We start from the raw sequence: 26495 nt of genomic DNA on the forward strand, positions 1-26495 counted from the left end.
TGTTAAGAACTTGTTTGCTCTTCGTTATTCCAAGCATCAGCAACAAATAAATAACCTTTGCCCCAAACTGTTTTGAATTTTTTAGGTTTTTGCGGATCATCATTAAAAATCTTTCGTAAAGTAGAAAGCATGACATCGAAGCGTCTATCTTGTCCGTCATATTCACGATTTTTCAATGCTTTAAATACAGTATCACGATCAACAACTTCACCGGCATGATTTGCTAAAAAACATAAGAAGGCGAATAGGCTGGTTGAAAGCTCAATTTCTTTACCTTGATAGGTAACTCGATTTGCTTCAAGGTTGATTAATAACTCACCATGTTGAATATCAGATGAAGCATTGATAGCAGGTATGGATTGTTTTAATGCTCCTGAAATTCTCGCTAACAAGGCTCGCGGACGGACGGGCTTAATTACGTAATCGTTAGCTCCAGCTTCTAAACCAATAACTTCATCAAATTCATCTGCACGTGCCGTTAACATGATAATTGGTGTTTGTAACGTTTGGCGAATTTGACGACAAACTTCAATACCGTTTAACCCTGGCAGCATTACATCGAGAAGTACGATATCGGCTTTAAAGTGTTTGAGGTACTCCATAACTTCATCACCGCGGGTACAATGTTCAACAATAAAACCTTGTTCTGTAAGGTATTCGCGTACCCAATCACCTAAAGTTAGATCGTCTTCTACTAGTAAAACTTGCTTTGATTCGTTCATATACTTTCTCTTAAAATATGCGCCAGCGTCGTTTTCTCGGTGACGCTTTATGTACCCAACTTACTTCAACTGCTGCTTCTGCTATTACCTTATCAAAATCATAGGCGACAAGTTGATAATGCATCGTTTTATTTGATTCAAACTCAAAAGTAATACTGTTTTGTTTTTGGTTAAACCAACAGTCTATAGCTTCTTTTTTACCTACTTGATAAATACAATAATTACCTTGGGCTTGAGTTTGCCAAGTAAATGTAATTGTTGCGAAGCACTGACGTCCTTGTGTCAACGTTATACACTTTGCTGGTAGTACCGAAAATGTCGAATTTACGGTTAGCTGTGCTGGTATCGCATTATTTAGTTTATCCGGTGTAGGTATTTGCTGCGCAGAAACATGAGCTATGCTGCAGAAATAACATACTAATAAGACAATTCCTTTGTCCCATTTAGAAAACATAGATCACTCCAAGTTTCACTTTCGCTAAATCTTGCGCGTCTACCAATGGACTATCTTTAGTACTATCAGAATAGCGGCTATAAGTGGCACCACCAGCAAAAGACCAGCTGGTGGAAATAGGGTGCTGAGCAAACAGCTCTAGTTGTACACGATACCCTGCATTGGCTTCGTAATATGCTCTATCAGGCGTTACTTCAGCAGAATTAACACCATAAAAATAATCCATTACTTTTTCAGAGTAATGGGTATAGCCTGCGCTTAGATAAAAGTCCCAGTTTCGGTAAGGCAGCATATAAGTATATAAAACATCAAGCACCCAACCATTTGATTCGCTTAATGGTGCTAAAGTTGCAAAATCAACAGAGAGTGAAGCATTAGCATGGTAACGGGTATAACGTAAGCCGACACCTTCCCCTGGTTCGCGATTTGATAAGCCTTCTAATGTTGGGATGGGTTTATCGGCACTATCTATAATATCGTCAGGCTCATAACCAAATATATAGGTTTTGCTGATGAGATCTAACTCCCACTTGGGTGTAACTACTAATTGATACCCAAGCTCCGCACCTTGTAGTGATACTCGTCGGTGGTTAGATTGGATAAAAAAACCTTCATAGTAGACATCCAAAAGTATACCTGCACCAAGGTAGTCAAAAGCTTCTTCTTGATCATGTCCTTTCAATAACGATGGATTATAGGTAACAAAAATATTCCCCATAGCTTGCCAACTGAAGGTTTCGTTAAAAACGGTGGTTTCATTTTCAGGAATTTTCTCGTTTGCTTGACTGGTGATAGTCAGCAATAGTCCGATGAAAAATATAAAGCGTTTAATTAGCATAACTAACGCTCGTAATTGGAGTATGTATATAAGTAGAGATTATTGAACTATTTAAGAACATAATGGTTTGGTGCTCATCTGACTCATTTGAAAATCGGTTGTTATTAAAATTATATGGCATATTATTTTTATTATTTGAGTAGAGCTAATTTTAGCTAAAGTGTTAACGGTATTGTATTTTTAAAGTTTAATCGTAACTTTTTAACCATGGCATTTCATTGTAATGTTATCAAATGTAATTATCTGGCGTTAGTTTATCAGTTCGATAAAGTGTTTAAAAAATGTAAGAAAGTCTGCCGTAATGCAACATTTAACAATTTTTATGGTCTAGTTATTTTGGCGTGATGTTAAATTTTCACCTTTCAATATATTTTTGGCAGGTAACTTGATATTTGTACAGGGTATCATTGTGAAATAGTACCCATGAAAAAATAATTCGTTAGAAGTTATAAGCTTGTACTGCATTGTTGGTTCATTGGAGTGAAATTACCTACCAACAAATCAACAAATCAACAAACTAATAAGCTCTAATTTGCATGCTTATGAGCAAGTCGCTTCAACGTATCTATAATGTCAGAAGAGGCTTTGTAAGCGAGTACAATTTCTCGGGTTAATTGCAGTCCATCAATGGGTCTAAAAACAACGTCACCTCTATCGAGTATTTCTTCATGTGCTGGCAAAAATGCGCAGCCTAGTCCAGCATGTACTAAACCAATAGCATAATCTATGGTGGTTATTTTTGCCCTAATATCTAAGCTAATTCCGGTTAAGGCAAGAGTATCTTGTAAGGTATTCCAAGCACTGCAAGGTGTTCGCTGAATAAAAGCTAAGTTATCGAGTTGTTTTAAAGTTACAGCATCGTTTAGGGCAAATATATGATCATAAGGTAGTGCTAAGAGGTAATCTTCTTGCCACATATCAATAAAAAGCTCACCATCTTCGAGTTCGTCTTTCAAAATGATACGAGCATCAACACTTTCTGAATGTGGCACTAAAGTCAGTTCAACTTCTGGTTGTGCTGAGGTGAAATCTTTTAAAAGCAAACTCATTCGTTCTACACCTAAGCCTCGAGTTACCCCTAAACTAAATGCTTGCTTATTGGTTTTCTCAGTGAATATTGTCTTTATTGCGCCAGCTTGCCCAAGTAATTGCTTAGCTAATGGAAAGAGTTTTTCACCTTGTTCTGTTGGTGTTACGCCACGAGCATGGCGTTTAAACAGCGACACATTAAGCTGTTGTTCCAGTTGTGAAATTGCTGCTGAAATTGATGGTTGGGCAATGAAGCATGACTTTGCCGCAGCACTAAAGCTTTTTAGCTCATACACCGAAGTGAAATAATAAAGAGATTTTAAATCCATAATGGTATTTTTATAACAAGGTATAGGCAAAAACTATAGCAGATAAAGAAAAAGAATATTTTAACTTTGGCTAATATTTGCCTATTATTTTTGCACTTTAAATTTCACCCGCTAATAAATAGGTAATTTCATGTCTAGTTCAAGCAGTGCTAACCGCCCTTCATTCAAATGGGAAGATCCACTTTTATTCGATTCTTTATTATCTGAAGAAGAGCGAATGATACGTGATAGTGCCCACCAATATTGCCAAGAAAAGTTAATGCCGCGTGTTTTAGAAGCGAATCGCAATGAAATTTTCGATGTGGAAATTATGCGTGAACTTGGTGAGTTGGGCTTATTAGGTGCAACATTGCCAGAGAAGTATGGTTGTGCTGGCGTAAACTACGTTACTTATGGATTAGTAGCCCGTGAAGTCGAACGAGTTGATAGTGGTTACCGTAGTGCTATGAGTGTGCAGTCTTCATTAGTAATGCACCCAATTTATGCTTACGGCAGTGAAGAACAGCGTATGAAGTATTTACCAAAACTTGCAACAGGTGAATATATTGGTTGTTTCGGGTTAACCGAGCCAAATTCAGGCTCTGATCCAGCAAGTTTGTCGACTCATGCCAAAGAGGTTGATGGTGGCTATCGTATTACCGGTAATAAAATGTGGATCACTAACTCTCCAGTGGCCGATATTTTCATTGTTTGGGCAAAATTAGATGGCGTGATCCGAGGTTTTATTTTAGAAAAAGGTATGGAAGGCTTAAGTGCACCGAAAATTGAGGGTAAATTTTCATTACGTGCATCAATTACCGGTGAAATAGTGATGGATAACGTTTTCGTGCCAAGCGAAAACCTTATGCCGAATGTTAAAGGTTTATCAGGACCATTTGGCTGTTTAAATAAAGCGCGCTACGGTATTGCATGGGGTGCATTAGGTGCAGCAGAGTTTTGTTGGCATGGTGCTCGTCAATATACTTTAGATCGCGAACAATTTGGCCGCCCATTAGCGGCGACACAATTGGTTCAGAAAAAATTAGCTGATATGCAAACCGATATCACCACTGGTTTATTTGCCTGTTTGCAAGTGGGCCGATTAATGGATGCCGGTCAACTGGCGCCGGAAGCAATTTCTTTAATTAAGCGTAACTCTTGTGGTAAAGCACTAGAAATTGCCCGTGTTGCTCGTGATATGCATGGTGGTAATGGTATTGCTGATGAATTCCATATTATACGCCACATGATTAACCTAGAAGCAGTTAATACTTACGAAGGTACGCATGATATTCATGCTTTGATACTGGGTCGAGCTCAAACAGGCCTACAGGCATTCTTCTAAGCAATATCAATAAAAGGCGTATTCATATACGCCTTTTGTTTATTCGCTAAATAGCCATCCATTAATTTGTACCTAAAATCACAATTTCCACTGGAGATATGATGTCTGATCGTAATCAATTGGTGAAAGAAAACTTTGTCAATTTTGTTCGTGCGCAAACCTTACCTAAATCATCAGTTAAATTAACGCCTGAGGATGTTGGTTTAAGCCACAGCGATGTTATTGATTTATTCGAAACGCAGGCGATGAGCCGCCACTTAGATCTACAATCTCGAGTGATGCAGAAAAAAGGGCAAAGTTTTTATACCATAGGTAGTTCCGGCCATGAGGGCAATGCTGCTTATGCCAAAGCTTTTCGTCCAACGGATATGGCATTTTTGCATTATCGCAGTGGTGCTTTTGTGATTCAGCGTGGTAAGCAGGTACCAGGGCAAACACCACTTTATGATATGTTGTTGTCATTTGCCGCATCAAAGGATGATCCAATCTCAGGTGGTCGCCATAAAGTTCTGGGTAGTAAGGCGCTTTCAATACCACCGCAAACTAGCACTATAGCTTCTCATTTACCAAAAGCGATGGGAGCAGCATACAGTATCCCTTTGGCTAAACGTTTAGCGCATCAAGGTGAAATTCCTGATGATGGTGTCATTATTTGTAATTTTGGTGATGCATCGTCAAATCATTCAACAACGCAAGGCGCTATTAATAGTACTGCATGGGCAGCTTATCAGTCGATTCCAATGCCCATTGTGTTTGTTTGTGAAGATAACGGTATTGGTATTTCAACGGCAACACCTGATGGCTGGATTGCAGCCAATTATAAAAACCGTGAAGGCTTACATTACTTGTATTGTGACGGTTTAAATATTCTAGATACCTATCAAACGGCGAAAGAAGCAGAGCGTATTGCGCGTGAATTACGTAAACCTGTTTTTCTACATGTACGAACGGTGCGTTTGTTAGGCCATGCTGGCTCTGACGCAGAGTTTGTTTATCGTGATATCGCCGATATTACTGCGACTGAATTTCAAGACCCACTATTACATACTGCTCGTATTATTTTAGAAAACAACATATTAACTGCTGACGAGTTAATTAGTATTTACGATCAAATTGAACAGCGTATTGAAGTGGTTGCTGAAAATGCCGCTAGTAAAGAAAAGTTAACTTCTGCTGATGCGGTTATGAAAAGTATTGTACCGGATGTTTTTAAAGCGCGCAGTTCAAGCATAGTGACACCAGAACGTCGCAATGAAATCTTTAAGCATGAAAAACATAATTTAAAGAAGAAACAGCATTTGGCTAAGTTGATTAACTGGGCGTTGATGGATTTAATGGCTGAATATCCCAATATTGTCATGTGTGGTGAAGATATTGGTAAAAAAGGTGGAGTTTATAATGTTACGGCTAAATTGTGTGAACGCTTTGGTAAAAATCGCGTCATTAATACTTTATTAGATGAACAAACTATTTTAGGCACCGCAATTGGCCTTGCTCATAATAACTTTTTACCTATCCCCGAAATTCAATTTTTAGCTTATGTCCATAATGCTGAAGATCAAATTCGTGGTGAGGCGGCAACGTTGCCGTTCTTCTCAAATGGTCAGTTTACCAATCCTATGGTGATTCGTATTGCCGGCTTAGCTTATCAAAAAGGTTTTGGTGGTCACTTTCATAATGATAATTCTTTTGCTGTTTTTCGCGATATTCCTGGGCTCGTTATTGCCTGCCCATCTAATGGTGCTGATGCTGTAGAAATGATGCGTGCCAGTGTGCGTTTAGCACAGGAGCAACAGCGTATGGTGGTGTTTTTAGAGCCAATTGCTTTGTATATGACTAAAGATTTGCATCAAGAAGGTGATGGTTTATGGACTCATGAATATCAGCCTCCGGCTAGCGGTGATCAACCAGTAAATTTAACAGTTAAAGCTCATGGCGACGGCAAGCAGCTTTGTATTTTAACATACGGCAATGGTAATTACTTATCTCGCCAAGCTCAAAAACAATTATCTGAACAGGGCATTGAAACACGAGTTGTCGATTTGCGTTGGCTAGCACCATTAGACGAAAAAGGTATTTTGGCGCAAGTAAATGATTGCGAAAATGTACTCATTGTTGATGAGTGCCGTCAAACTGGTTCAATCAGTGAGGCACTAGTTACCTTGATTCATGAACAAGCTAAAACGCTACCAACAATTAAGCGAGTTACTGCCAGCGATAGCTTTATTCCTTTAGGCGCAGCCGCTTATGAAGTACTGCCATCGGTTGAGAATATCGTGACAGCAGCTATGGAGATTTGCCAATGAGTTCATCAGTAGAAAAGCCAGTAAAGAGCAAGCAACGAGCTGTTGTTATATGCCCAGGTCGCGGCACGTATAATAAAGAAGAGCTTGGTTACTTGCAGCGATTACACGGAGATAAAACTGAAATAGTTTCGTTGATCGATGATTATCGAGAAAGCCAAGGGCAAATAAAAGTTTCTGAACTTGATGGGATGGATAACTACAGCATGCGTGTACATACCGCAGGGGAAAATGCTTCAGCGTTAATTTATGCCTGTGCTTTATCTGACTATCAAGCGATCAACCAAGATGAATTTGATATTGTTGCCGTAACTGGAAACTCAATGGGTTGGTATATAGCTTTAGCGGTTGCAGGTGCTTTAAAGCCACAACAAGCTATTGAACTCATTAATACTATGGGCTCAATGATGACCAACGGCGTAATTGGCGGCCAGATGATTTACCCGATTATTAATGATGACTGGCAAATTGATAATGAAAAAGAACAGCAAGTAATGCAATGGCTGGCACAAGCCAATGAAAAAGCTGGCTGCGAAGTGCATATTTCGATAAATCTTGGTGGTTATATTGTTTTTGGCGGTAATAAAGCAGGGTTAAAAGCGTTGGAAACTTTACTGCCAGTGGTACAAGACAGATACCCGATGAACTTATTTAACCATGCTGCATTTCATACCCCGTTATTAACTGATGTTTCAAAACAAGCGATGGATAAAATGTCATCGTCGATGTTTAATGCTCCGAAAGTTCCTCTTATTGATGGCTTAGGGCAAGTGTGGCAGCCTTACAGTTGTAATACTGAACAGCTCTATAATTATACGCTTGATACTCAAGTGGTTGCGCCATACAACTTTTCTAAAGCTATAGAAGTCGCGATAAAAGAATTTGCGCCAGATAAATTAATTATTTTAGGTCCAGGGGCTACATTAGGTGGTGCCGTCGCGCAAAGCTTAATTGCTCATCAGTGGCAAGATATGGCTAACAAGGAAGATTTCATTACTTTGCAAAAAGAAAATCCTTATATTCTTGCAATGGGGTTAATGGAACAGCGCAAACAGGTTATTGAATAACTTGGACAAAACATCAAGTTGAAAATAAAAAATGGCTGAGCTTTTAATATTTTTATACAATAGACATTAGAAATTTCTGTATTGAGCTAAAACATGACAACAAGCCGTAAAAAAAATGAAGCCGAATTAATTGTAGCCTTTAAAGCATTATTAAAAGAACAGTGCTATGGCTCGCAAAGTCAATTAGCTGATGCACTTGCTGAGCAAGGCTTTAAGAATATGTCTCAGGCAAAAATATCACGCTTACTGTCTAAGCTTGGCGCGGTAAAAATGCGTAATGCCAGCGAACAGGTTGTTTATATTTTACCTGATGAACTTGCGGTGCCTAAATCAAAGCAAGCCATTCAATCTGTGGTTATTAGTGTTAAGCACAACAACATGCAAATAATTTTAAAAACGGGTATTGGTGGCGCACCATTAATTTCTAGAATGTTAGATAGCTTAGGTGAATCTACAGGTATTCTTGGTACATTAGCGGGTGATGATACGATATTTATTGCGCCAACAGATGTCGATAAAATTGAAGAAATCACTAAAGAGATTAGTTTATTATTAGGTGTTTCAACACAAAAATAAATTTTTTAGTACTACATATTTAGAAAAAGGGGTGAACATATTATGTTTACCCCTTTTTTATTTTACCCATTCGAAAAAATAAAACGAGTTTTACTATAGAAAGGTTGTTCTGGGTGAAGAATAGTATTGTTTATATTTGCCCCGGTATTTTTGTTGGCCATTCTTTGTGGTTCAAAACAAAATGCTGAATGCTTTTGATATCTACATTGTTCTTTGCCAACTTGGCTGCCGTCAATATAATTGGCGGTATATAAAATCAAACAAGGTTGGTCGCTATACATAGTCAGGCGTCGTCCAGAGTCAGGTTCAAATGCCATGGCAGAGTAGTTATCACCATCAATCACACCTTGGTTACTCAACCAATAGTTATCAAAACCTTGTGCTATTCTAACTTGCTCATCGTCGCCATTGATGTTTTTCCCTAGTAACTCTAGCTGAGTGAAGTCTTGTGCGCTGCCAGTCACCTTTTTAATTTCCCCGGTCGGGTAAATACGTTCATCCATAGGTAAAAAGTAATCAGCGTTGAGCTGTACTAGGTGCTGATAAATATCACCTGAACTGTGCCCAGCTAAATTAAAATAACTATGTTGAGTAAGATTGATTGGTGTAGTTTTATCTGTGTTGGCAAAGTACTCAACGATGAGTTGATTTTGTTGATTTAAGCTATAGATGACTTTAAATTCAACGTTACCAGGAAAACCATTGTCTCCATTTGGGCTAGTATGACGTAATATTAAGCTTACTTTATCCTTACTATTTTCAGTTTCTGCATGCCAAAGCTGTTTATTTAATGCTTTAAAGCCGCCATGAAGTTGGTTATCTGTGTTGTTGATGCTGAGTTGATAATTTTCATCATCAATAGTAAGAGAACCTTGATCTATTCGACCAGCGAAGCGACCAATAATTGCCCCTAGATAGTATGGGTCTTGCTCATAATCTTGAACAGTGTCATACCCTAAAACAATATCGGCAGAACGATTGTTTTTATCTAAAGTTTCTAATGAAACGATAATGCCGCCATAATTGCTGATTTTTACTTGAACACCGTTGTCATTGCTTAACGTAAAAAGTAGGGCATTTTCACCATTACTTAATTGACCAAATTCGCTTTGACTAATAGTTAGAGTATTTTGAATAGGACCGCTGCTCATGTTGTTTTCATCATTGAATAATGTGCTAAGACTATAACAAATGATTTTACTGAAATACTAGTGGTGAAAATTGGTAGGGGGATAAGAAAGAATAAGTCACAACGCTGAAAAGTTGTGACTTGATATACTGAACTCTAATTAATGGCTACGATTAGCAGCAATATGCGCAAGAGATATAAGCGCTTGTTTATGCTCTGACTCTGGCAAGTTTGCTAACGCGTTTATGGCCTTATCTGCTTCTTGTTCAGCTTTTTTCTGGGTATAAACCAATGAACCGGTTTGTTGCATCGCCGCAAGAATATCATCAAGGTGATCCATGCCATCGCCATTTTCTATCGCGCTACGAATTAGAGTGCTTTGCTGCTCATTACCATGTTTCATAGCATATAAAAGTGGGAGAGTAGGTTTACCTTCTGCTAAATCGTCACCAACATTTTTTCCCATTTCTTGCGCGTCAGCAGTGTAGTCCATAATATCATCAACTAATTGAAACGCGGTGCCTAAATGCTTACCGTAATTTTGCATGGCAGTTTCAGTTGCTTGGTCTTGCTTGGCAATAACTGCAGCTAAGCGTGTTGCTGCTTCAAATAGTTTTGCTGTTTTGCAGTAAATTACCTGCATATAGCTTTCTTCTGTTGTATCAGGATCATTACAGTTCATTAACTGCAGCACTTCTCCTTCAGCAATAATGTTGGTTGCATCAGATAGAATATCCATGATTTGTAAGTTATTAAGTTCACTCATCATTTGAAACGAACGAGAATATAAAAAGTCGCCAACTAAAACGCTAGCGCTATTGCCAAACATGGCATTTGCAGTTTCTCGGCCACGACGCATATTTGATTCATCAACGACATCATCATGCAAAAGAGTAGAAGTATGAATAAATTCAATAATAGCTGCTAGTTGTAAGTGTTCACTTCCTTCATATCCCAATGCTCTTGATGCTAGGACGGTTAATAGTGGGCGCATGCGTTTACCGCCGCCATTAACAATATAAATGCCTAGTTGGTTGATTAAGGCAACATCAGAATGTAGCTTAGAAAAGATAAGGTCGTTGACTGCTGTCATGTCTTGTTGTGTCAAAGATTGAATGTTTTTGATGTTCATAAAGCGTAACGAGCTACCTTTCATGTTATAATGCACAATATATTCAGGACTAATTTTACACGAAATTCATAGCGATAGAAGTTTTCTAAGTGATAAGTTTTTTGCTAAATAAAAATTATAATAAATCATTACTTTTCTACTTGCCCTCGCAGATATCTTCGCGTAGAATTCGCGCCCTATAATTTTAAATTTAAGCGTCACATACATAGATGATGACGCAGTACGGAGTAGCTATGTACGCGGTATTCCAAAGCGGTGGTAAACAGCATCGTGTAACTGAAGGCCAAACAGTTCGTTTAGAAAAAATCGAACTTGAAGTTGGTGCAGCAGTAGAATTCGAAAACGTTTTAATGATCGCCGATGGCGAGAACATCAATGTAGGCGCACCTTACATTGCTGGTGGTAAAGTTGTGGCAGAGGTTGTTAACCAAGGTCGCGCTGACAAAGTTAAAATTGTTAAATTTAAACGTCGTAAGCATTCACGCAAACAAGCGGGCCATCGTCAATGGTTCACTGAAGTGAAAATTACTGGCATTAACGGCTAATTAGGAGCGATTTACAATGGCACATAAGAAAGCTGCAGGTAGTACACGTAACGGTCGTGATTCAGAAGCTAAACGCCTAGGTGTTAAGCGTTTTGGTGGCGAAACAGTTTTAGCAGGTAACATTATTGTTCGTCAACGTGGCACTAAATTCCACGCTGGTAACAACATGGGTATCGGTAAAGACCACACTTTATTTGCTTTATCTGACGGTAAAGTACAATTTGAAGTAAAAGGTCCTAAAAACCGCAAGTTTGTAAGCATTATCGCTGAGTAGTAATACGCAAACTTATAAAACCCTGCTGTTACGCAGGGTTTTTTTTTGCAATTAAATTAATTTTCTGGCCGATAACAATAGTGATGGCATATGTTATCGCTACTAATTGTATAAAAAGTGACATAGTTCAAAGCTAATTGACTAAAATCATTTATAATATATGACAGAAAATAACGTTTTGGAGTGTTTTAAAACACCATGAAATTCGTAGATGAAGTAGAAATTCGCGTCGAAGCCGGCGACGGTGGTAATGGTTGCGTAAGTTTCCGTAAAGAAAAGTACATTGAGTTCGGTGGCCCAAATGGTGGCGACGGTGGCGATGGCGGTGATGTTTATTTAGTTGCTGATGAAAGTTGGAATACGCTGATCGATTATCGCTTTGAACGCTTTCATCGTGCAAAACGTGGTGAAAATGGTAAAAGCCGTGACTGTACCGGTAAAAGTTCTGATGATTTATTATTAAAAGTTCCAGTAGGTACACGTGCAGTTGACGTTGATACTGGTGAACAACTTGGTGACTTAACTCAGCACGAACAAAAGTTGCTAGTTGCTAAAGGTGGTTGGCATGGTTTAGGGAATACACGTTTTAAAAGTAGTACTAACCGTGCTCCTCGTCAGAAAACTGATGGAACACCGGGTGAAATTCGTAACTTAAAACTTGAGCTATTATTACTCGCTGATGTCGGATTATTAGGATTACCAAATGCTGGTAAATCAACGCTAATTCGCAGTGTTTCTGCTGCGAAACCAAAAGTTGCTGATTACCCATTTACCACTTTAGTACCTAATTTAGGTGTAGTGCGATTGGATGCACAACGTAGTTTTGTAATTGCTGATATCCCTGGTTTGATTGAAGGTGCAGCTGACGGTGCTGGTTTAGGTACACAGTTCCTTAAGCACTTAGAGCGTTGCCGTATATTACTGCATGTTGTTGATGTGATGCCAGTTGATGGCTCAGATCCACTTGCGAATGCACAAACGATTATTAGTGAGCTTGAAACGCATTCAGCGGAGTTAGCTGGTAAGCCACGCTGGTTAGTATTTAATAAACTTGATTTATTGCTAGAAGAAGAAGCAAAAGAGATTACGGATCGCATTATTGACGGCTTAGGCTGGGAAGGCGAAGTACGTACCATTTCTGCTTTCAATAGAACGGGCACTGAAGATCTTTGCCAAGGCGTTATGAGTTTTATTGAAGCGTTACCTGCCGAGGAAGAAGAGACTCCTGTTGACGGCAAAACGGTTGAGTTTAAGTGGGATACCTACCATGAAGACGCTATGGCGGATTTAGAAGATGACCTTGATGATGAAGATTGGGATGAAGATGACTATGACGTTGAAGTGGAATATAAACGTTAAACGTTAACCGCTTTATTCCGTTATTGATACAGGTGCATTTGCTAAACAGCAATTGCACCTTTTTTGTTTCAACTTAGCTAATTATTTCAGCATAATATAACGGTAACCTGCTCCATAGACGGATTCAATAATGCTTTCTTGTAGTTCAAATGCAAGCGCTTTTTTGCGAATGTTTCTAACATGGCTATCGATTGTTCGGTCAGATATATTTCGCATGTCGGGATAGGCAAGGTCGAGTATTTGACTTCGTGAGTATATTCTTTCTGGATTTGAGTACAATAAGTTGAATAGATTAAATTCTAAGTGCGTTAACTCTACTGTTTTCCCATGGTAGCTAATTTTAAAGGTTTCTCTATTTAGAATTAAACTGTCTGTAGCAGCTTTTTTTAACGTACGTCGAAGAATAGCTTTGATCCTTAAAATAAGTTCCATTGCGCTAAAGGGCTTACAGACATAGTCATCAGCACCAGCTTCTAATCCAATTAAGCGGTCTATTTCTTCTGCTTTCGCCGTTATCATAATTATTGGAATATCAGAGAATTTACGTATTTCTTGACAACATGTTGTGCCATCTTTTATCGGTAGCATTATATCGAGTAAGATTAGGTCAGGTTGGTCAACTTTTACTGCTTCAACGACTTTTTCACCACTGATGTGATGAATAACATTAAAACCGCTGTTGTTAAGAAACACATTCAGGTGTTCTGCTATTTCAATATCATCTTCAACTAATAGTATCTTGCTCATAGTTTTATTCCATGACTATCGGTAGCTGAATGTGAATAGCAACACCACCTAATATACTGCTAGATGCAGCTATCGAACCTTGATGAGCCTCGACAATACTTTTACAAATTGCGAGCCCTAAGCCAGACCCTCCGGTGGCTCGACTTCGCGAACTTTCAATACGATATAGTCGCTCGAAAATTCTTTGCTTATCTTGTTGACTTATTCCTGGAGCGCTATCTTCAATAATAATGTCTAAATTATTTTCATTTAACTGTACCGATAATCGAATTTTTCCAGGTTTGTCGGTATAGGCCATGCTATTGTCGATTAAGTTTGTCAGGACTTGTTTTATTTTATTTTTGTCAAACTCGATAGAAATGCCATCAAACACATTGATATTTTGTTGCCAGATAAAGCCATTGTTGCTTACTGTTGCTGAAAACTCATCGGTCCATGAATCGATAATACTTCGGCAATTGTATACGTCAAATGATAAGCGCAGCGCACCAATATCTGATTGTGCTAATTGATAAATATCAGATATTAAATGGTTAATATCTGATATTTTATCCATAAGTCTGTCGTATGAGGCTTCAACATCCTGAACAAGGTTATTTTGCAGAGCTTCGACCTTTAATTGCAGTATTGTTAGTGGCGTTCTTAATTCATGCGATACATCGGCAAGCAATTGATTCTTCTTTTCCACTAAATTTGCCATCATTTCAGCACGTTCAGATGCGAGTAACATTTCATTTTTGATATGTTCTTGATGTGCTATTTTCTTCACGCGCCACTTGATGTAACTGTATATAATGATAGCTGCTATTAGTAAAGCTAAAACCTTGAACCACAACGTTTGATAATAGTTTGCTTCGACTGTTATTTTTAACGTAAGTGGGTGAGGGCTCCATATATTAGCCCTGTTTTTGGCAGATATTTTCAGGCTATAGTCTCCGGGCGCTAAAGAAGTATATGTTGCTACTCGTTGTTGAGCATTAGTTGCTATCCATTTCTCGTCAAACCCATCAAGTTTATAGCGATAAGACAATTTGTTTGGCTCGGTGAAGTCAATAGCTGTAAAGTTTACGGATAAGCTTTTAGCATCTTTTGGTACCGTTATACTCCGCCGTGTTGGGACTTGTTGCTGGTCTATCGTTACTTTAGTAAGCGCTAAAGGTGGAGTGTATTGCCACTTTTGGATATTTTCTGGATCAATTTGTAATAGGCCATTTGCGCCACCAAAAAGTAATATTCCGGAGTTACTTTTCTGATAACTACCTCTAAAGGCGTCGATATTCGCTTTTTCGATTTTGCTAAGTTTATGATATGCCCACGTTTTTGGATTGAAATACCGATCTAAGGACAACCAAATATTGCCTAGGTTATCTTCGATGATATTTTTTGCGCCAGCATCTATACGGTCTAACCGGCTATTAACAGAACTAAAAATTGCATTTTCTTCGAACCAATAACGGAGCTGGTAAAAATTATTTTGGCTACCTATCCATACTCGTTCTAGACTATCAATTAAAATGCCTTGCACATTATTATTGGTAAATGAAGGGTGGCTTTTTTGGTTAAACTCAAACCACTTTTGATCACCTTTACGTAATACGTATAAGCCATGTTTATTTCCTGTCCAAATATTACCTGTTTTGTCTTGTTGAATTAAACGCAGGGCCCCGTGGAAATCATAATCAACAGTATGGAAAGTATTATCATTGGGATTAAAGCGAAGCATACCTTCACTCATTGCTAACCATAAGTGTCCTGTTGCTTGGTCTTCTAACATTCCTAAAACAGCACCTTGGCGTTGTTTTTTTAGTGGCACCTTAAAATTTGTGATTTTTTCAGTTACGGTGTCGTAGCGACTAAGGTAGGCAGGAAAGCTACCTAGCCATATTTGTTTGGTTTTTGATTCCAACATAGTTAATACGTTTAGTTGACGAGATTTACCTTCGAAATCAACTATGAATTTTAGTGATTTTGTTCTGCCTTTTTCTTGATCAATAAGATCTACGTTGTAATTGGAAGCTATAGATAGCAGCAGTTTTCCGTCAGCAAGCGGAAGGATAGCGTCAATTGGAGAACCGCTTAGCCCGTTACTTTTTTGTGGGCTTGAGCTAGCAACACTAAACGCATCATTCGCAGGGTTTAAATACTGCAGGCCCGCATGTCTATTACCAACCCAGATAAGCCCCGATTTGTCTTTAAATAACGTAGACACTCCTCCAGAAAGGAGTGAGTGTGGAATGGCGCTGTCGTGCTCTATATGTTGTAGCATTTTTCCAGAGATAGCATCTCTAATTTCAATACCCTGTGACGTAGTACCAAACCATATTTGCTTTGAATTGGCTTGTAATATTGTATTACCGTCAGTTTTTGATTCCGTTATTTTATTAGGAAGAGGTACTAATTTTCCTGTTTCAGGAAAGTAGCGCCAATGGCCATCAAACGAAGTACCAAACCATAGTGTTTTATCTTCAGCGATTAAAATTTCTTTAATAGTCATGGCTGGGAAAGGGCCATCGAGGGTTTTGGAAATGTGGCTAATATTTGTTGATTTCTTATCGCGAAACATTAGGCCTTTTGAAGTGCCAAGCCATAAATTTGCCTTTTGGTTAATGGCCAATGAAATAACTTGGATGGGTTCATCTTCAATGAGGTAATGTGTAATATTAAGATTATTAAAATCAATAAAGTTTAGCCCATTATCTGTGCCAACCCATAAGCCATTGTTATCTTGTTTTATTTCATAAATGGTATTGCTAGATAAGCCTTTCTTTTTTTTGGACGTAACAGTGAAATGAACAAAGCGTTTGCTGTTAGGGTCGTAGCGACTTAGCCCATTGTAACGGGTTGCAAGCCATAGATAGCCTTGTTTATCAACAACTATATCTTCAATATGATTATCAAGTATGCTGTTTATATTATCTGACTGATGGCGAAATAAATTCATTTGGTAGCCATCAAATTGATATAGTCCTTCTGTTGTTCCTACCCAAAGATATCCTTGGTGATCTTGGGCGATAGCTCTAGTGGTTAGTTTAGTATTGTAGAGTTGTTGATTAATTTGTGTAAAAACAGGGGTTGTTATTACGTCAAATTTACCGAAGTTTGAGCTCTTGACGGATAAGGTAAATAACAACAAAAAAAGAAAAAGGCAAATGAAGTATATTTTAGACATCTTTCATCATCACGATTGCGGTTATAATTAGCTTACCTGTATTTGGCGGTGAGTACGAGTATTACAGCGCTTTAATACTGATTTAACTCGTAAAAGTAATTCGTCATTATTGAATGGCTTTTCTATGAAATCATCCGCACCAACGTTGAAAGTTTGAAGCCGTTGTTGACGGTTTGCTTGACTAGACATAAAAATGATTGGAACGTCAGAAAACGTTCTAATGTTCTGACATATTTGCAGACCGTCAACTTCTGGCAAGCTAAAGTCTAATAGTACTAAATTTGGTTTAAATACTGTAATGCTATTAACCGCATTATCACTGCTGGTGCAGTATTTCGTATGATAATTATGCAAATTTAAAAAGTCTGTTAGGTTTTTGGCAATCATTGTACTTGCTTCAATAACCAATATTTTATTCACGATTAATATTTCTCCTTAGTTCGTCATTTTGATATTAGAGCAATTAAATATGAAGTGAGTAAGGAGTCATGCAAATATTTTCATCTAATTGCTCACCTCCTTATTGACTGCATATTTGTTTCTTAAAATTGTAATTATCAAAAAATTTTATGCAGCAGGTTGCTAATCTGCTGTCAAATAAAGGTGTTGTTATGAGCAAGTTATTTACCAAGAGTATTACATCAATAGCTATTACTACTTTACTTAGTATTAGTCCGATAAGTTTTGCTGATGGTAATACAAATCTTGGTACTAATTCAGGTGCAGCTCAAACGTCAAGTGCTGATAACAATACTAATATTGGTGAAAATGCGGGTGCAGCTAATACTTCTGGCGATAATATTACCAATGTTGGCTTTAATGCTGGCGCTATAAATAAGGCAACAGATAATACATTTATAGGTGCTAATAGTGGTGAGTTGAATATAACGGGTGCTGATAACACTTTTATCGGTGCTAGAGCTGGAGCATCAAATACTGCAACAGATAATACGTTTATTGGATCTGACGCGGGTGGGAATAATACAACAGGTGTTGATAACACATTTATTGGTGAAGAAGCGGGTGAAAGTAATATCAACGGTGATGATAATGTTTTCATTGGTGAACAAGCTGGTCACAGAAATACGTTAGGTGATAATAATACCTTTGTTGGAGCTGGAAGCGGTGCGGGTTCAGGTTCAGGAAACCCTGTTGTTGATGGAGACTCGCAAGCATTTTTTGGTCACAACAATACCGCGATAGGCGAACAAGCAGGTAATCAATTAATGGGCGAGGCATCAAGGAATACTATGATTGGCTCTGCTGCTGGTCATGATGTAGGTGCTGGGTTAGCTAATACTATCGTGGGTGCTAATGCTGGCCCCAATGTTGAACATGCTGATTTTAATACATTTGTTGGCGTTTACGCTGGGTATGATAATAACCGAACGAATCATACAGACGATGCAAACCGAAATACGGCATTGGGGGCACTAGCAGGTTATGCCAATCGTGAAGGTGAAGATAATGTATGGATTGGTGCTTTTTCAAACTCAGCTAATAGTTTATATAGTTATGATGCGGCAATAGAAACAGATATGGAATATTCGGGAAGTACTTATTGGTCACCAAGTTCCAGTATTGCGCCTGGAGGTAATGAAGCTATTTTTCGTACGACAGTTTTAGGGGCCTTTGCCTCAGCAAATGATAATGATTCAATTGCATTTGGCTACGGTGCAATAAGCGACAATACAAACAGTGTAACTATCGGTAGCCATGCAAGTGGTAAAGGGCGTTACGATGTCACTATTGGTGACTCAGCTACAAACACTGATAATTACTCAATTACTATGGGTTACCATGCCTCAAGCACGCACACTGAAGCTATTACTATAGGCTATCAGGCGATGAGTCATGCAGATAATACGGTAGTTATTGGAAATTCAAATACGATTAGCTGGGATCCCTCTGCTGATGCCGTAACTGCCCTAGGTAAAAATAAACACTGCTATTATGATGATTCTGATTTTGGTGGAACTTATGAATGGGTGTGTGAGCCATTGTTTAGGTTTTCTGATGTTGTCAGCCAAAAGATTTCAGCAATTGCTACTGATACTAATATGGTGGAAATTGATTTATGGGCTGATAATGGTGATGATTTTTCTGATCAATGGTCGCTCTCGGCGAGTGATAATGGCGACTTTGCTATTGCATCCTATGTGAATTCCACTTCAAACTCTCGTTCAGAAACGCGCGTGAAAACGGACCTACTAACTTTAGCTAATACAGGTGAAGTCACTATATCAGGTGGATTAACATTGAATTCTGATGAGCGCCTAAAACAAGATATTAAACCCATTGTAAATGCTTTAGCTAAAATTCAGCGTATTGAAGGTGTTACATATCATTGGAAGAATGATCTTGGTCGCACAGACGTTAAACAATACGGCTTAATTGCGCAAAATGTTGAGAAAACAATCCCTGAAGTCGTTAAAACAAATAAGACCGGCATTAAATCTGTTAATTACCAAGCGCTTATTCCTGTACTGATTCAAGCAACTCAAGAACAACAAAAGCAAATTGATGCACAACAAGCACAAATAATTTTGCAACAACAGCAAATACGAAAACTAATCAAACAGTTATCAAGCAAGTAACTTATTGGGCTTGGAGAAATATTGATGATAACTAAGCGAAAGAATGTTACTGCGTTAGTGATTAAAAAGCCGATAAAATTATTTATCGGCGCTTTGTTTTTTGTAGTACCTACTATGGGATATACCACAACGTTAACCATTAATAATGGTGGCGTCTTGAAGGTTAATGGTCAAGGCAGCATTAATGGCGACATTCATGTTAATTCGAATAGCACATTATTCACTGATGAAGCTTTTGGTTGTTTAACGCTGAACAATTTAAATATAGAAGCCGGCGCAATCGTTAATCATAATCTTGCAGGATATTATTTTAGCCGCGAAGTTTGTGACCAATACAATCAGCTGACTGTTAGCGGTGACATTAATTTGTCAAATGCCACTTTATCAATAAATTTACTGCCAGGAGCAACCACACGCGAGGGATCCGACAGTAACCGTTATGGCACCATTTTAATCAATAACACAGGTGATGATAGAATTAATGGTACTTTTATTGGCATTAGAGAAAACGGTGCTATTTATGTTGATAATAGTTATTACATGCATGTTACCTACTTGGGGGGCGATGGCAATGACGTATTTATTTGGCGTTGGGATGATGACAATGATGGTATTGGCAATTGGTCAGATCAATTTGATAACGACCCTACAGAGTGGCTAGATACCGACGGTGATGGTATAGGTGATAATGCTGATGCATTTCCAAATAACCCATTAGAAAGTGTTGATAGTGATGGCGATGGTATAGGTGACAATCGCGATGCCTTTCCTAATGACCCTACTGAAGATACTGACAGTGACGGTGACGGTATTGGCGATAACGCTGAAACAGATAAAGACAATGACGGTTTAGATGATGGTGTTGATAGTTGTCCATTAAACGCTAATGCTGATCAACTTGACAGTGATGGTGACTCGGTTGGCGATGCCTGTGATATTGATAATGACGGCGATGGTTTAATTGATATTTCAAGCTTATCCCAACTTTATAATATCCGTTTTAATCTCACTGGTGTTGCTTACAATGATGGTTATTTTGAGTTGTCTGCCAGCTGCGGTAATGGTGTTGCCGTTACTACCTGTAACGGTTATGAATTACTCAATGACGTAGATTTCGATGAAAATGGTGACGGCGAACTTAATGATACTTATAACCAAGGGCAAGGTTGGTTACCAATAGGTGATAGCGCTAATCGATTTGATTCTATATTTGAAGGTAATGGTTTTCAAATTAAGAACATGGTGATCAATAATAGCAATAGGGGCCATTATATTGGTTTCTTTGGTTATATTGAATATTCAAAAATCCAAAACCTACATTTTAGTGGTTCATTAACCTCAATCACGAGTGAAGCTTCGTATGTTGGTGGTATTGTGGGCCGTGCTGGTGTAGTGGTTGATGTTGAGAATCTTTCATTTGAAGGTGCTATTCACGCAAATGAAAACCAAAAATACATTGGCGGGTTATTTGGTCATGCAGGGCAAGCTGATATATATGATAGTCATTCAATTATAACCATTAACGGTGGTGCCGAATACATTGGCGGATTGGCCGGAGCTTCTAGTGTTGCTCGCGTTGAGCGCAATTATGCGAATGTTAATATCACAACCACAGGTAATAAAGTGGGAGGCTTAATTGGTTACCGATCAAGTAACACCATTGCTAACAATTATACCGTTGGCACAATTAGCAGTACTGGCAGTGATATTGGCGGCTTAGTTGGCCACTTAGCTAGTGGTGTTTATGACAGTTTTTCACATGTTAATGTAACAGGTGATTATGCAGTTGGCGGGCTAGTTGGCTATTCTGAGTCGAGTATTGCACGAAATTATGCCAAAGGTATTATAAACGGTAATTTATATGTTGGTGGCTTAGTTGGTCAGTATGAAGGTAGTAGTGATAATGACAACCTTTGGGATGTTGAAGCAACAAATCAAGCCACCAGTGCAAGTGGTAGCGGTTATAGCAGTGTTGATTTACAAACTCCAATTACTAATAGTGGCTTTTATGAAAATTGGTCAACAGCGGAGTGGGACTTTGGTACAGAGTATCAATATCCTACGCTAGTTTTAAATGGCATTGTTCATCGTGATACTGATCTCGATGGCAGTTTTGACCATGACGACATTGATGATGATAACGATGGTGTTGAAGACAATCTAGATGCATTTCCAATTGATAGCTCAGAATGGGACGATACTGACAACGATGGCATTGGTAATAATACCGATGTTGATGATGATAACGACGGTGTGCTTGATCAATATGATGATTTTCCGTTAGATAGCAGTGAACAATATGATGCTGATGGTGACGGCATTGGCAATAACGTTGATACCGATGATGATGATGATGGCCTGCTAGATGGTGCCGATAATTGCTCAACAGTGAGTAATATTGACCAGTTAGATAGCGATAATGATGGCTACGGTAATACCTGTGATATTGATAATGATGCCGATGGCTTAATTGAAATATCCACTTTAGTGCAACTTAACAGTATACGTAATAATTTAATGGGCACAGGTTATCATGATGGTAATATTAATAACTCAGCAGGGTGTGGTGACGGTGTAATTGTTACTGTTTGCAGCGGTTATGAGTTGTCTAATAGCTTAGATTTTGATGAAAATGGCGATGGTATCGCTAATGACCGTTTTAACCAAGATGAAGGTTGGCAACCTATTGGTATCTTTAGGGCAACATTTGATGGTAATAATTATCAGATCTTAAACTTGGTTATTAACAATACCAGTACTGAAAGCAGAGTAGGATTTTTCTCTCAAGCAAATAGCTCATCTATCCGTAATATTCATTTTACCGGTCAAGTCTTAGCGCAAGCAAGTCATGTTGGTGGTGTGTTAGGGTCTGTAACTCTCTCAAGCGAGTTTCATAATGTTTCCTTTATTGGTGATGTATCAACTTCGGCAGACAAGGATTACCTTGGTGGATTGATTGGTTATGCATCACAAGGTGATGTTACAGCATCTCGCTTTATCGGTAATGTTACTGGCGGAAATAACCATGTTGCTGGTTTAGTTGGCTTCAAAGCTTAGGGTAGCGTAAATCGTAATTATACCGAGGGCACGGTAACAGCTAATGGCGATCGTGTTGGCGGATTAGTAGGCTCTTCGTGGAACGGTAGAACGGACTATAACTACTCAACGTCAAAGGTTACGGGGGGCGATTATGTTGGTGGTTTAGTTGGCTACTTCTCAGGTTCAAGTGTTAAGTTAAATTACAGCATTGGTGAAGTTTCTGGTAATAACAATGTTGGCAACGTTGTTGGTTTTGATTCACTGTCGACGACATCAAATAGCTATTGGAATGCGGATCTTTCCAGTCAGCCGGACAATGGTGTCGGGACTGGTTATACAACTGCCGAAATACAAGCGCCAACAGAAAATTCGGGCATTTATAGTCATTGGGGAACAACGTATTGGGATTATGGCACCGACAGTCAATATCCAGCGTTAATTATTGATGGTATTGTTCATCGAGATTCGGATAATGATAACGTGTTTGACCAACTTGATGATTTTCCTAATGATGCCGAAGAGTGGCTTGATACCGATGATGATGGTACCGGTAACAATGCTGACCTCGATGATGATAATGATGGCCTGAGCGATATTGAAGAAGCAAACTTAGGTACAGATCCACTTGATAAAGATACGGATAATGATGGTATTGAAGACGGTTTAGACGACTTACCGTTAGATATTTCAGATAGCTTAGATACAGATTTCGACGGTATTGGTAACAATACCGATACGGATGACGATAACGATGGCATTGAAGATTTTGCCGATGCTTTCCCATTAGATGCAACAGAATCAGTCGATACCGATCTAGATGGTATAGGTAATAATGCCGATACTGATGATGATAACGATGGCGTTGCAGATCCTACCGATGCCTTCCCCTTAGATGCATCTGAATCTGTCGATACCGATCTAGATGGCATTGGTAATAATGCTGATAGCGATGACGATAATGATGGCATTGAAGATTCTGCCGATGCTTTTCCATTGGATGCAACAGAATCAGTCGATACCGATCTAGATGGTATAGGTAATAATGCCGATACGGATGACGATAATGATGGCGTTGCAGATCCTGCCGATGCTTTCCCCTTAGATGCATCTGAATCTGTCGATACCGATCTAGATGGTATTGGTAACAATACTGATACAGATGATGATAATGATGGCGTTGAAGATTCAGCGGATGCTTTCCCGTTAGATGCAACAGAATCTGTCGATACAGACTTAGATGGCATTGGTAACAATACCGATACCGATGATGATAATGATGGCGTTGAAGATTCAGCGGATGCGTTCCCATTAGATGCATCTGAATCTATTGATACTGACTTAGATGGCATTGGTAACAATGCCGATACAGATGATGATAATGATGGTATTCCTGATGATGAAGACGATGCTCCCTTAGATAGAAACAATGGTGATAATCAAGCCCCCGTTATTGGGGAATTGCCGCCGTTAACTTTTGAAGCTGAAGGCATAACAACGACTATCGATTTGCCAACACCTGAAGTAACAGATAATAACTTGAACCCTCCGACAATTAGGTCAAATCTAACGAGTCCGTTAGAGATAGGAGAGCATACCATTATCTGGACAGCGACAGACTTTTTTGGAAATCAGTCAACAAAAGAACAGTTAGTAATGATTGTTGATACAACCGCACCAGAGTTTGACGCAAGTGAACTGATAACAATTGAAGCCCGCGGACGATTGACTGATATTTCAAATCTTGTTCATCTTAGAGCCATTGATTTGGTTGACGGTGAATTAAATGCAACTATTATTGGAAAATCGCAATACCGTTCAGGTTCGCATCTTGTTGAGGTGGAAGCGACTGATAACTCAGGTAACCGAGCAACAGCCGCTGTTGATGTTCATATATTGCCAGAGCTCAATGTTAAGTCTTTCATTTTTGTCATGGCGGGAGGAGATTATTCATTACCAGTAATGCTAAGTGGGCAAGCACCTAGTTACCCTGTTAATGTTGAATATGTTGTTAAGATAAATGATGAACAACTGATAAATTCATCGGCTGTCGTGGGTTCAGGTGTTGCTACAAATCTAAATATTCAGATACCAAGTGATGTAAATAGTGATGATACTTTGTCTGTAGAAATTGAAAATGTCAGCAATGCTTTTATCGATAGCTATAATGTAGCTCGTTTAAGTGTCATTGAGCGAAACCTCAAACCAAGGTTGAAAATCACTAAGCAGCAAAACGATCAGAACGTTAATATTATATTGTCTGGCTCAGGTAAAGCTTATATTGAAGCTGTGATCAAGGATGTGAATGTTGAAGACCGACATGATGTTAGCTGGCAAGTTGTTAATGATGCAATTTCTGACTTTGAAACTAGTGACGATGGTTTAAGGTTTGAATTTGAACCAAGAAGCCTGACACCTGGACGATATTTTGTAGATGTACTAGTGACTGAAACTAATACCTTAGAATTATACTCAATAACTAGACGCATTCAAATTATTATTGAAGATTCATCAGCGCTGAGTAATGTCAATGATAGTGACAATGATGGCATTGTAGATAGTGAAGATGGGATAGGGGATAGTGATAATGATGGTATTTCAAACTACCTAGATAATGATGCTAATACGACGCGTCTACCAATAGAGAAGGGTAATGAACCGATGCAAGTCGCTCCTGGTTATTTTTTATCAATCGGAGCTTTTGTGCAATCACTAAACGGAACAAGTAGTCAATTTTCTAGTATGAGTATCGAAGATCTAGCCAATGTTATTCTTGATACTGATCAAAGTGTGTATATGCAACATTACCAAATTAGTGGTGTTGTTTTTGATTTTGCTATTGATGGGTTAGTCCAAGTAGGTGACTCAGTTGCGGTCATCATTCCATTGGCGGGTGGTAACTTACTATCTGATAAAGCTTATTATCGCAAATATGCGCGAACAAAAGGATGGTATGACTTTATTGTTGACGATAAAAATACTATTAGTAGTGCGTTGAGCGATGACGCAGGACAATGTCCAAATATCGATTCAGAAAGTTATCGTATAGGACTGAATGAAGGTGATGATTGTATTCAGTTGCTTATAGAAGATGGCGGGCCGAACGATAGTGATATGTTGTTAAATGGGAGTATTACTGATCCAGGTGCTATTTTTTATGAATCTGTTAATCAATTACCAGCCATTGAATTACCGAGTCAGTATATTGTGGACGAAGAAAGTGACGTTATTCTTGATGCCTCGGGCACTCGTGATGCTGAAGGAGATGAATTAGCTTATCAGTGGCGACAAGTTTCCGGTATTGAAGTTGAATTAATAGATGCTAATCAATCTAAATTAAGCTTTACTAGTCCATCCGTTATGGAAGAAGAGTTGTTAATTTTTGAGCTTAGTGTTGATGACAGTAGAGATATAAGTCAGGCTAGAACTGAGGTTATTGTTAATCATGTAAACAAAGCACCCGTAGTGAGTATTGAAGTTCAGGAAATCAGTATTGTTGAGGGAAGCAATGGAGTGCTTGTAGCGGTTGGTGTTGACCCAGACAATGACATGTTAACATATCAGTGGCGTCAAATATCAGGGCCACAAGTGAACTTTGATGATGAATCTAATGCGAGCACTGTTATTACCGTACCAGCCGTGGCAACTGAAGAGACAGTTGAAATTCAGGTTACGGTTAGTGACGGCGAATTAATGGCGACAAACTCGGTTTATTTGCAGATTAAAAATGTAGCTGAGCCTGCCGAAATTATCCCTGAAACTAAGCAGAGCAGCGGTGGCGCATTTGTTTGGCTTTTATTTCTACTTGTCGCTCGCGTCGCTGTTATAAAAATGAAACGACTTCCTAGGTATCAGATATGATTGC

19 protein-coding genes are annotated in these 26495 nt (G+C 38.7%); 10 read left to right on the plus strand and 9 right to left on the minus strand.

Annotation, left to right across the window (positions count from 1 at the left end):
• Positions 1-2 precede the first annotated feature (2 nt).
• The 4 genes from AC27E9_RS15055 to AC27E9_RS15070 form a co-directional block, all read right to left on the minus strand.
• Positions 3-722 carry a response regulator transcription factor gene (locus AC27E9_RS15055; protein WP_487131566.1) on the minus strand — a complete coding sequence of 240 codons (720 nt, stop codon included), beginning with the start codon at positions 720-722 and terminating at the stop codon, positions 3-5.
• Between the two features lie 10 nt (positions 723-732).
• Entirely contained in the window at positions 733-1176 is a 444-nt protein-coding gene (locus AC27E9_RS15060) for a DUF3019 domain-containing protein (RefSeq protein ID WP_487131568.1), read from the minus strand.
• Complete coding sequence (locus AC27E9_RS15065) at positions 1166-2014, minus strand: MipA/OmpV family protein (protein ID WP_487131570.1); 849 nt, start codon at positions 2012-2014, stop codon at positions 1166-1168. Before AC27E9_RS15065 ends, AC27E9_RS15060 begins: the two co-directional genes overlap by 11 nt.
• 527 nt (positions 2015-2541) lie before the next feature.
• Positions 2542-3372, minus strand: a complete 831-nt coding sequence (locus tag AC27E9_RS15070; protein ID WP_487131572.1) for a LysR family transcriptional regulator — start codon at positions 3370-3372, stop codon at positions 2542-2544.
• A 130-nt stretch (positions 3373-3502) separates the two neighbouring features.
• Between AC27E9_RS15070 and AC27E9_RS15075 the strand changes: the two genes are divergently transcribed.
• The 4 genes from AC27E9_RS15075 (at position 3503) to argR (ending at position 8642) form a co-directional block, all read left to right on the plus strand.
• Positions 3503-4696, plus strand: coding sequence for an acyl-CoA dehydrogenase (locus AC27E9_RS15075; protein WP_487131574.1), 1194 nt, complete (start codon positions 3503-3505; stop codon positions 4694-4696).
• A 101-nt stretch (positions 4697-4797) separates the two neighbouring features.
• Positions 4798-7002 (plus strand): dehydrogenase E1 component subunit alpha/beta, encoded by a 2205-nt coding sequence (locus AC27E9_RS15080; RefSeq protein WP_487131575.1) that lies wholly within the window; start codon positions 4798-4800, stop codon positions 7000-7002.
• On the plus strand, positions 6999-8066 hold the full coding sequence (locus AC27E9_RS15085) for an ACP S-malonyltransferase (RefSeq protein ID WP_487131577.1): 1068 nt from the start codon (positions 6999-7001) through the stop codon (positions 8064-8066). Before AC27E9_RS15080 ends, AC27E9_RS15085 begins: the two co-directional genes overlap by 4 nt.
• Positions 8067-8159: 93 nt before the next feature.
• A complete protein-coding gene (argR, locus tag AC27E9_RS15090; RefSeq protein ID WP_487131578.1) occupies positions 8160-8642 on the plus strand; it encodes a transcriptional regulator ArgR in 483 nt (160 codons plus the stop codon).
• Between the two features lie 62 nt (positions 8643-8704).
• Here the strand turns inward: argR and AC27E9_RS15095 are convergent, their stop codons facing one another.
• Together AC27E9_RS15095 and ispB are read right to left on the minus strand one after the other, a co-directional pair.
• Complete coding sequence (locus AC27E9_RS15095) at positions 8705-9793, minus strand: aldose epimerase family protein (protein WP_487131579.1); 1089 nt, start codon at positions 9791-9793, stop codon at positions 8705-8707.
• A 138-nt stretch (positions 9794-9931) separates the two neighbouring features.
• Positions 9932-10903 (minus strand): octaprenyl diphosphate synthase, encoded by a 972-nt coding sequence (gene ispB, locus AC27E9_RS15100; RefSeq protein ID WP_487131662.1) that lies wholly within the window; start codon positions 10901-10903, stop codon positions 9932-9934.
• A gap of 233 nt (positions 10904-11136) precedes the next feature.
• Between ispB and rplU the strand changes: the two genes are divergently transcribed.
• The 3 genes from rplU to cgtA all read left to right on the plus strand — a co-directional run bounded on the left by rplU (position 11137) and on the right by cgtA (position 13081).
• Complete coding sequence (rplU, locus tag AC27E9_RS15105) at positions 11137-11448, plus strand: 50S ribosomal protein L21 (RefSeq protein WP_487080196.1); 312 nt, start codon at positions 11137-11139, stop codon at positions 11446-11448.
• A 16-nt stretch (positions 11449-11464) separates the two neighbouring features.
• On the plus strand, positions 11465-11722 hold the full coding sequence (gene rpmA / locus AC27E9_RS15110; RefSeq protein WP_487080197.1) for a 50S ribosomal protein L27: 258 nt from the start codon (positions 11465-11467) through the stop codon (positions 11720-11722).
• Positions 11723-11920: 198 nt separating this feature from the next.
• Positions 11921-13081: an Obg family GTPase CgtA gene (gene cgtA / locus AC27E9_RS15115; RefSeq protein ID WP_487131581.1), complete on the plus strand. Its 1161-nt coding sequence runs from the start codon at positions 11921-11923 to the stop codon at positions 13079-13081.
• A gap of 81 nt (positions 13082-13162) precedes the next feature.
• Here the strand turns inward: cgtA and AC27E9_RS15120 are convergent, their stop codons facing one another.
• From AC27E9_RS15120 to AC27E9_RS15130, 3 genes are read right to left on the minus strand one after another with little or no spacing between them, the layout of a single operon-like run.
• Positions 13163-13828, minus strand: a complete 666-nt coding sequence (locus AC27E9_RS15120) for a response regulator (RefSeq protein WP_487131583.1) — start codon at positions 13826-13828, stop codon at positions 13163-13165.
• 4 nt (positions 13829-13832) lie between these two features.
• Complete coding sequence (locus AC27E9_RS15125) at positions 13833-16997, minus strand: ligand-binding sensor domain-containing protein (RefSeq protein WP_487131585.1); 3165 nt, start codon at positions 16995-16997, stop codon at positions 13833-13835.
• A gap of 27 nt (positions 16998-17024) precedes the next feature.
• Positions 17025-17417 carry a response regulator transcription factor gene (locus AC27E9_RS15130; protein WP_487131587.1) on the minus strand — a complete coding sequence of 131 codons (393 nt, stop codon included), beginning with the start codon at positions 17415-17417 and terminating at the stop codon, positions 17025-17027.
• Between the two features lie 191 nt (positions 17418-17608).
• Between AC27E9_RS15130 and AC27E9_RS15135 the strand changes: the two genes are divergently transcribed.
• The 3 genes from AC27E9_RS15135 (at position 17609) to AC27E9_RS15145 (ending at position 26491) form a co-directional block, all read left to right on the plus strand.
• Complete coding sequence (locus AC27E9_RS15135; protein WP_487131589.1) at positions 17609-19594, plus strand: tail fiber domain-containing protein; 1986 nt, start codon at positions 17609-17611, stop codon at positions 19592-19594.
• Positions 19595-19618: 24 nt separating this feature from the next.
• Entirely contained in the window at positions 19619-22651 is a 3033-nt protein-coding gene (locus AC27E9_RS15140; protein WP_487131591.1) for a thrombospondin type 3 repeat-containing protein, read from the plus strand.
• 462 nt (positions 22652-23113) lie between these two features.
• On the plus strand, positions 23114-26491 hold the full coding sequence (locus AC27E9_RS15145; protein WP_487131593.1) for a PKD domain-containing protein: 3378 nt from the start codon (positions 23114-23116) through the stop codon (positions 26489-26491).
• Positions 26492-26495: the final 4 nt, after the last annotated feature.

The sequence above is a fragment of the Colwellia meonggei genome (assembly GCF_057537295.1).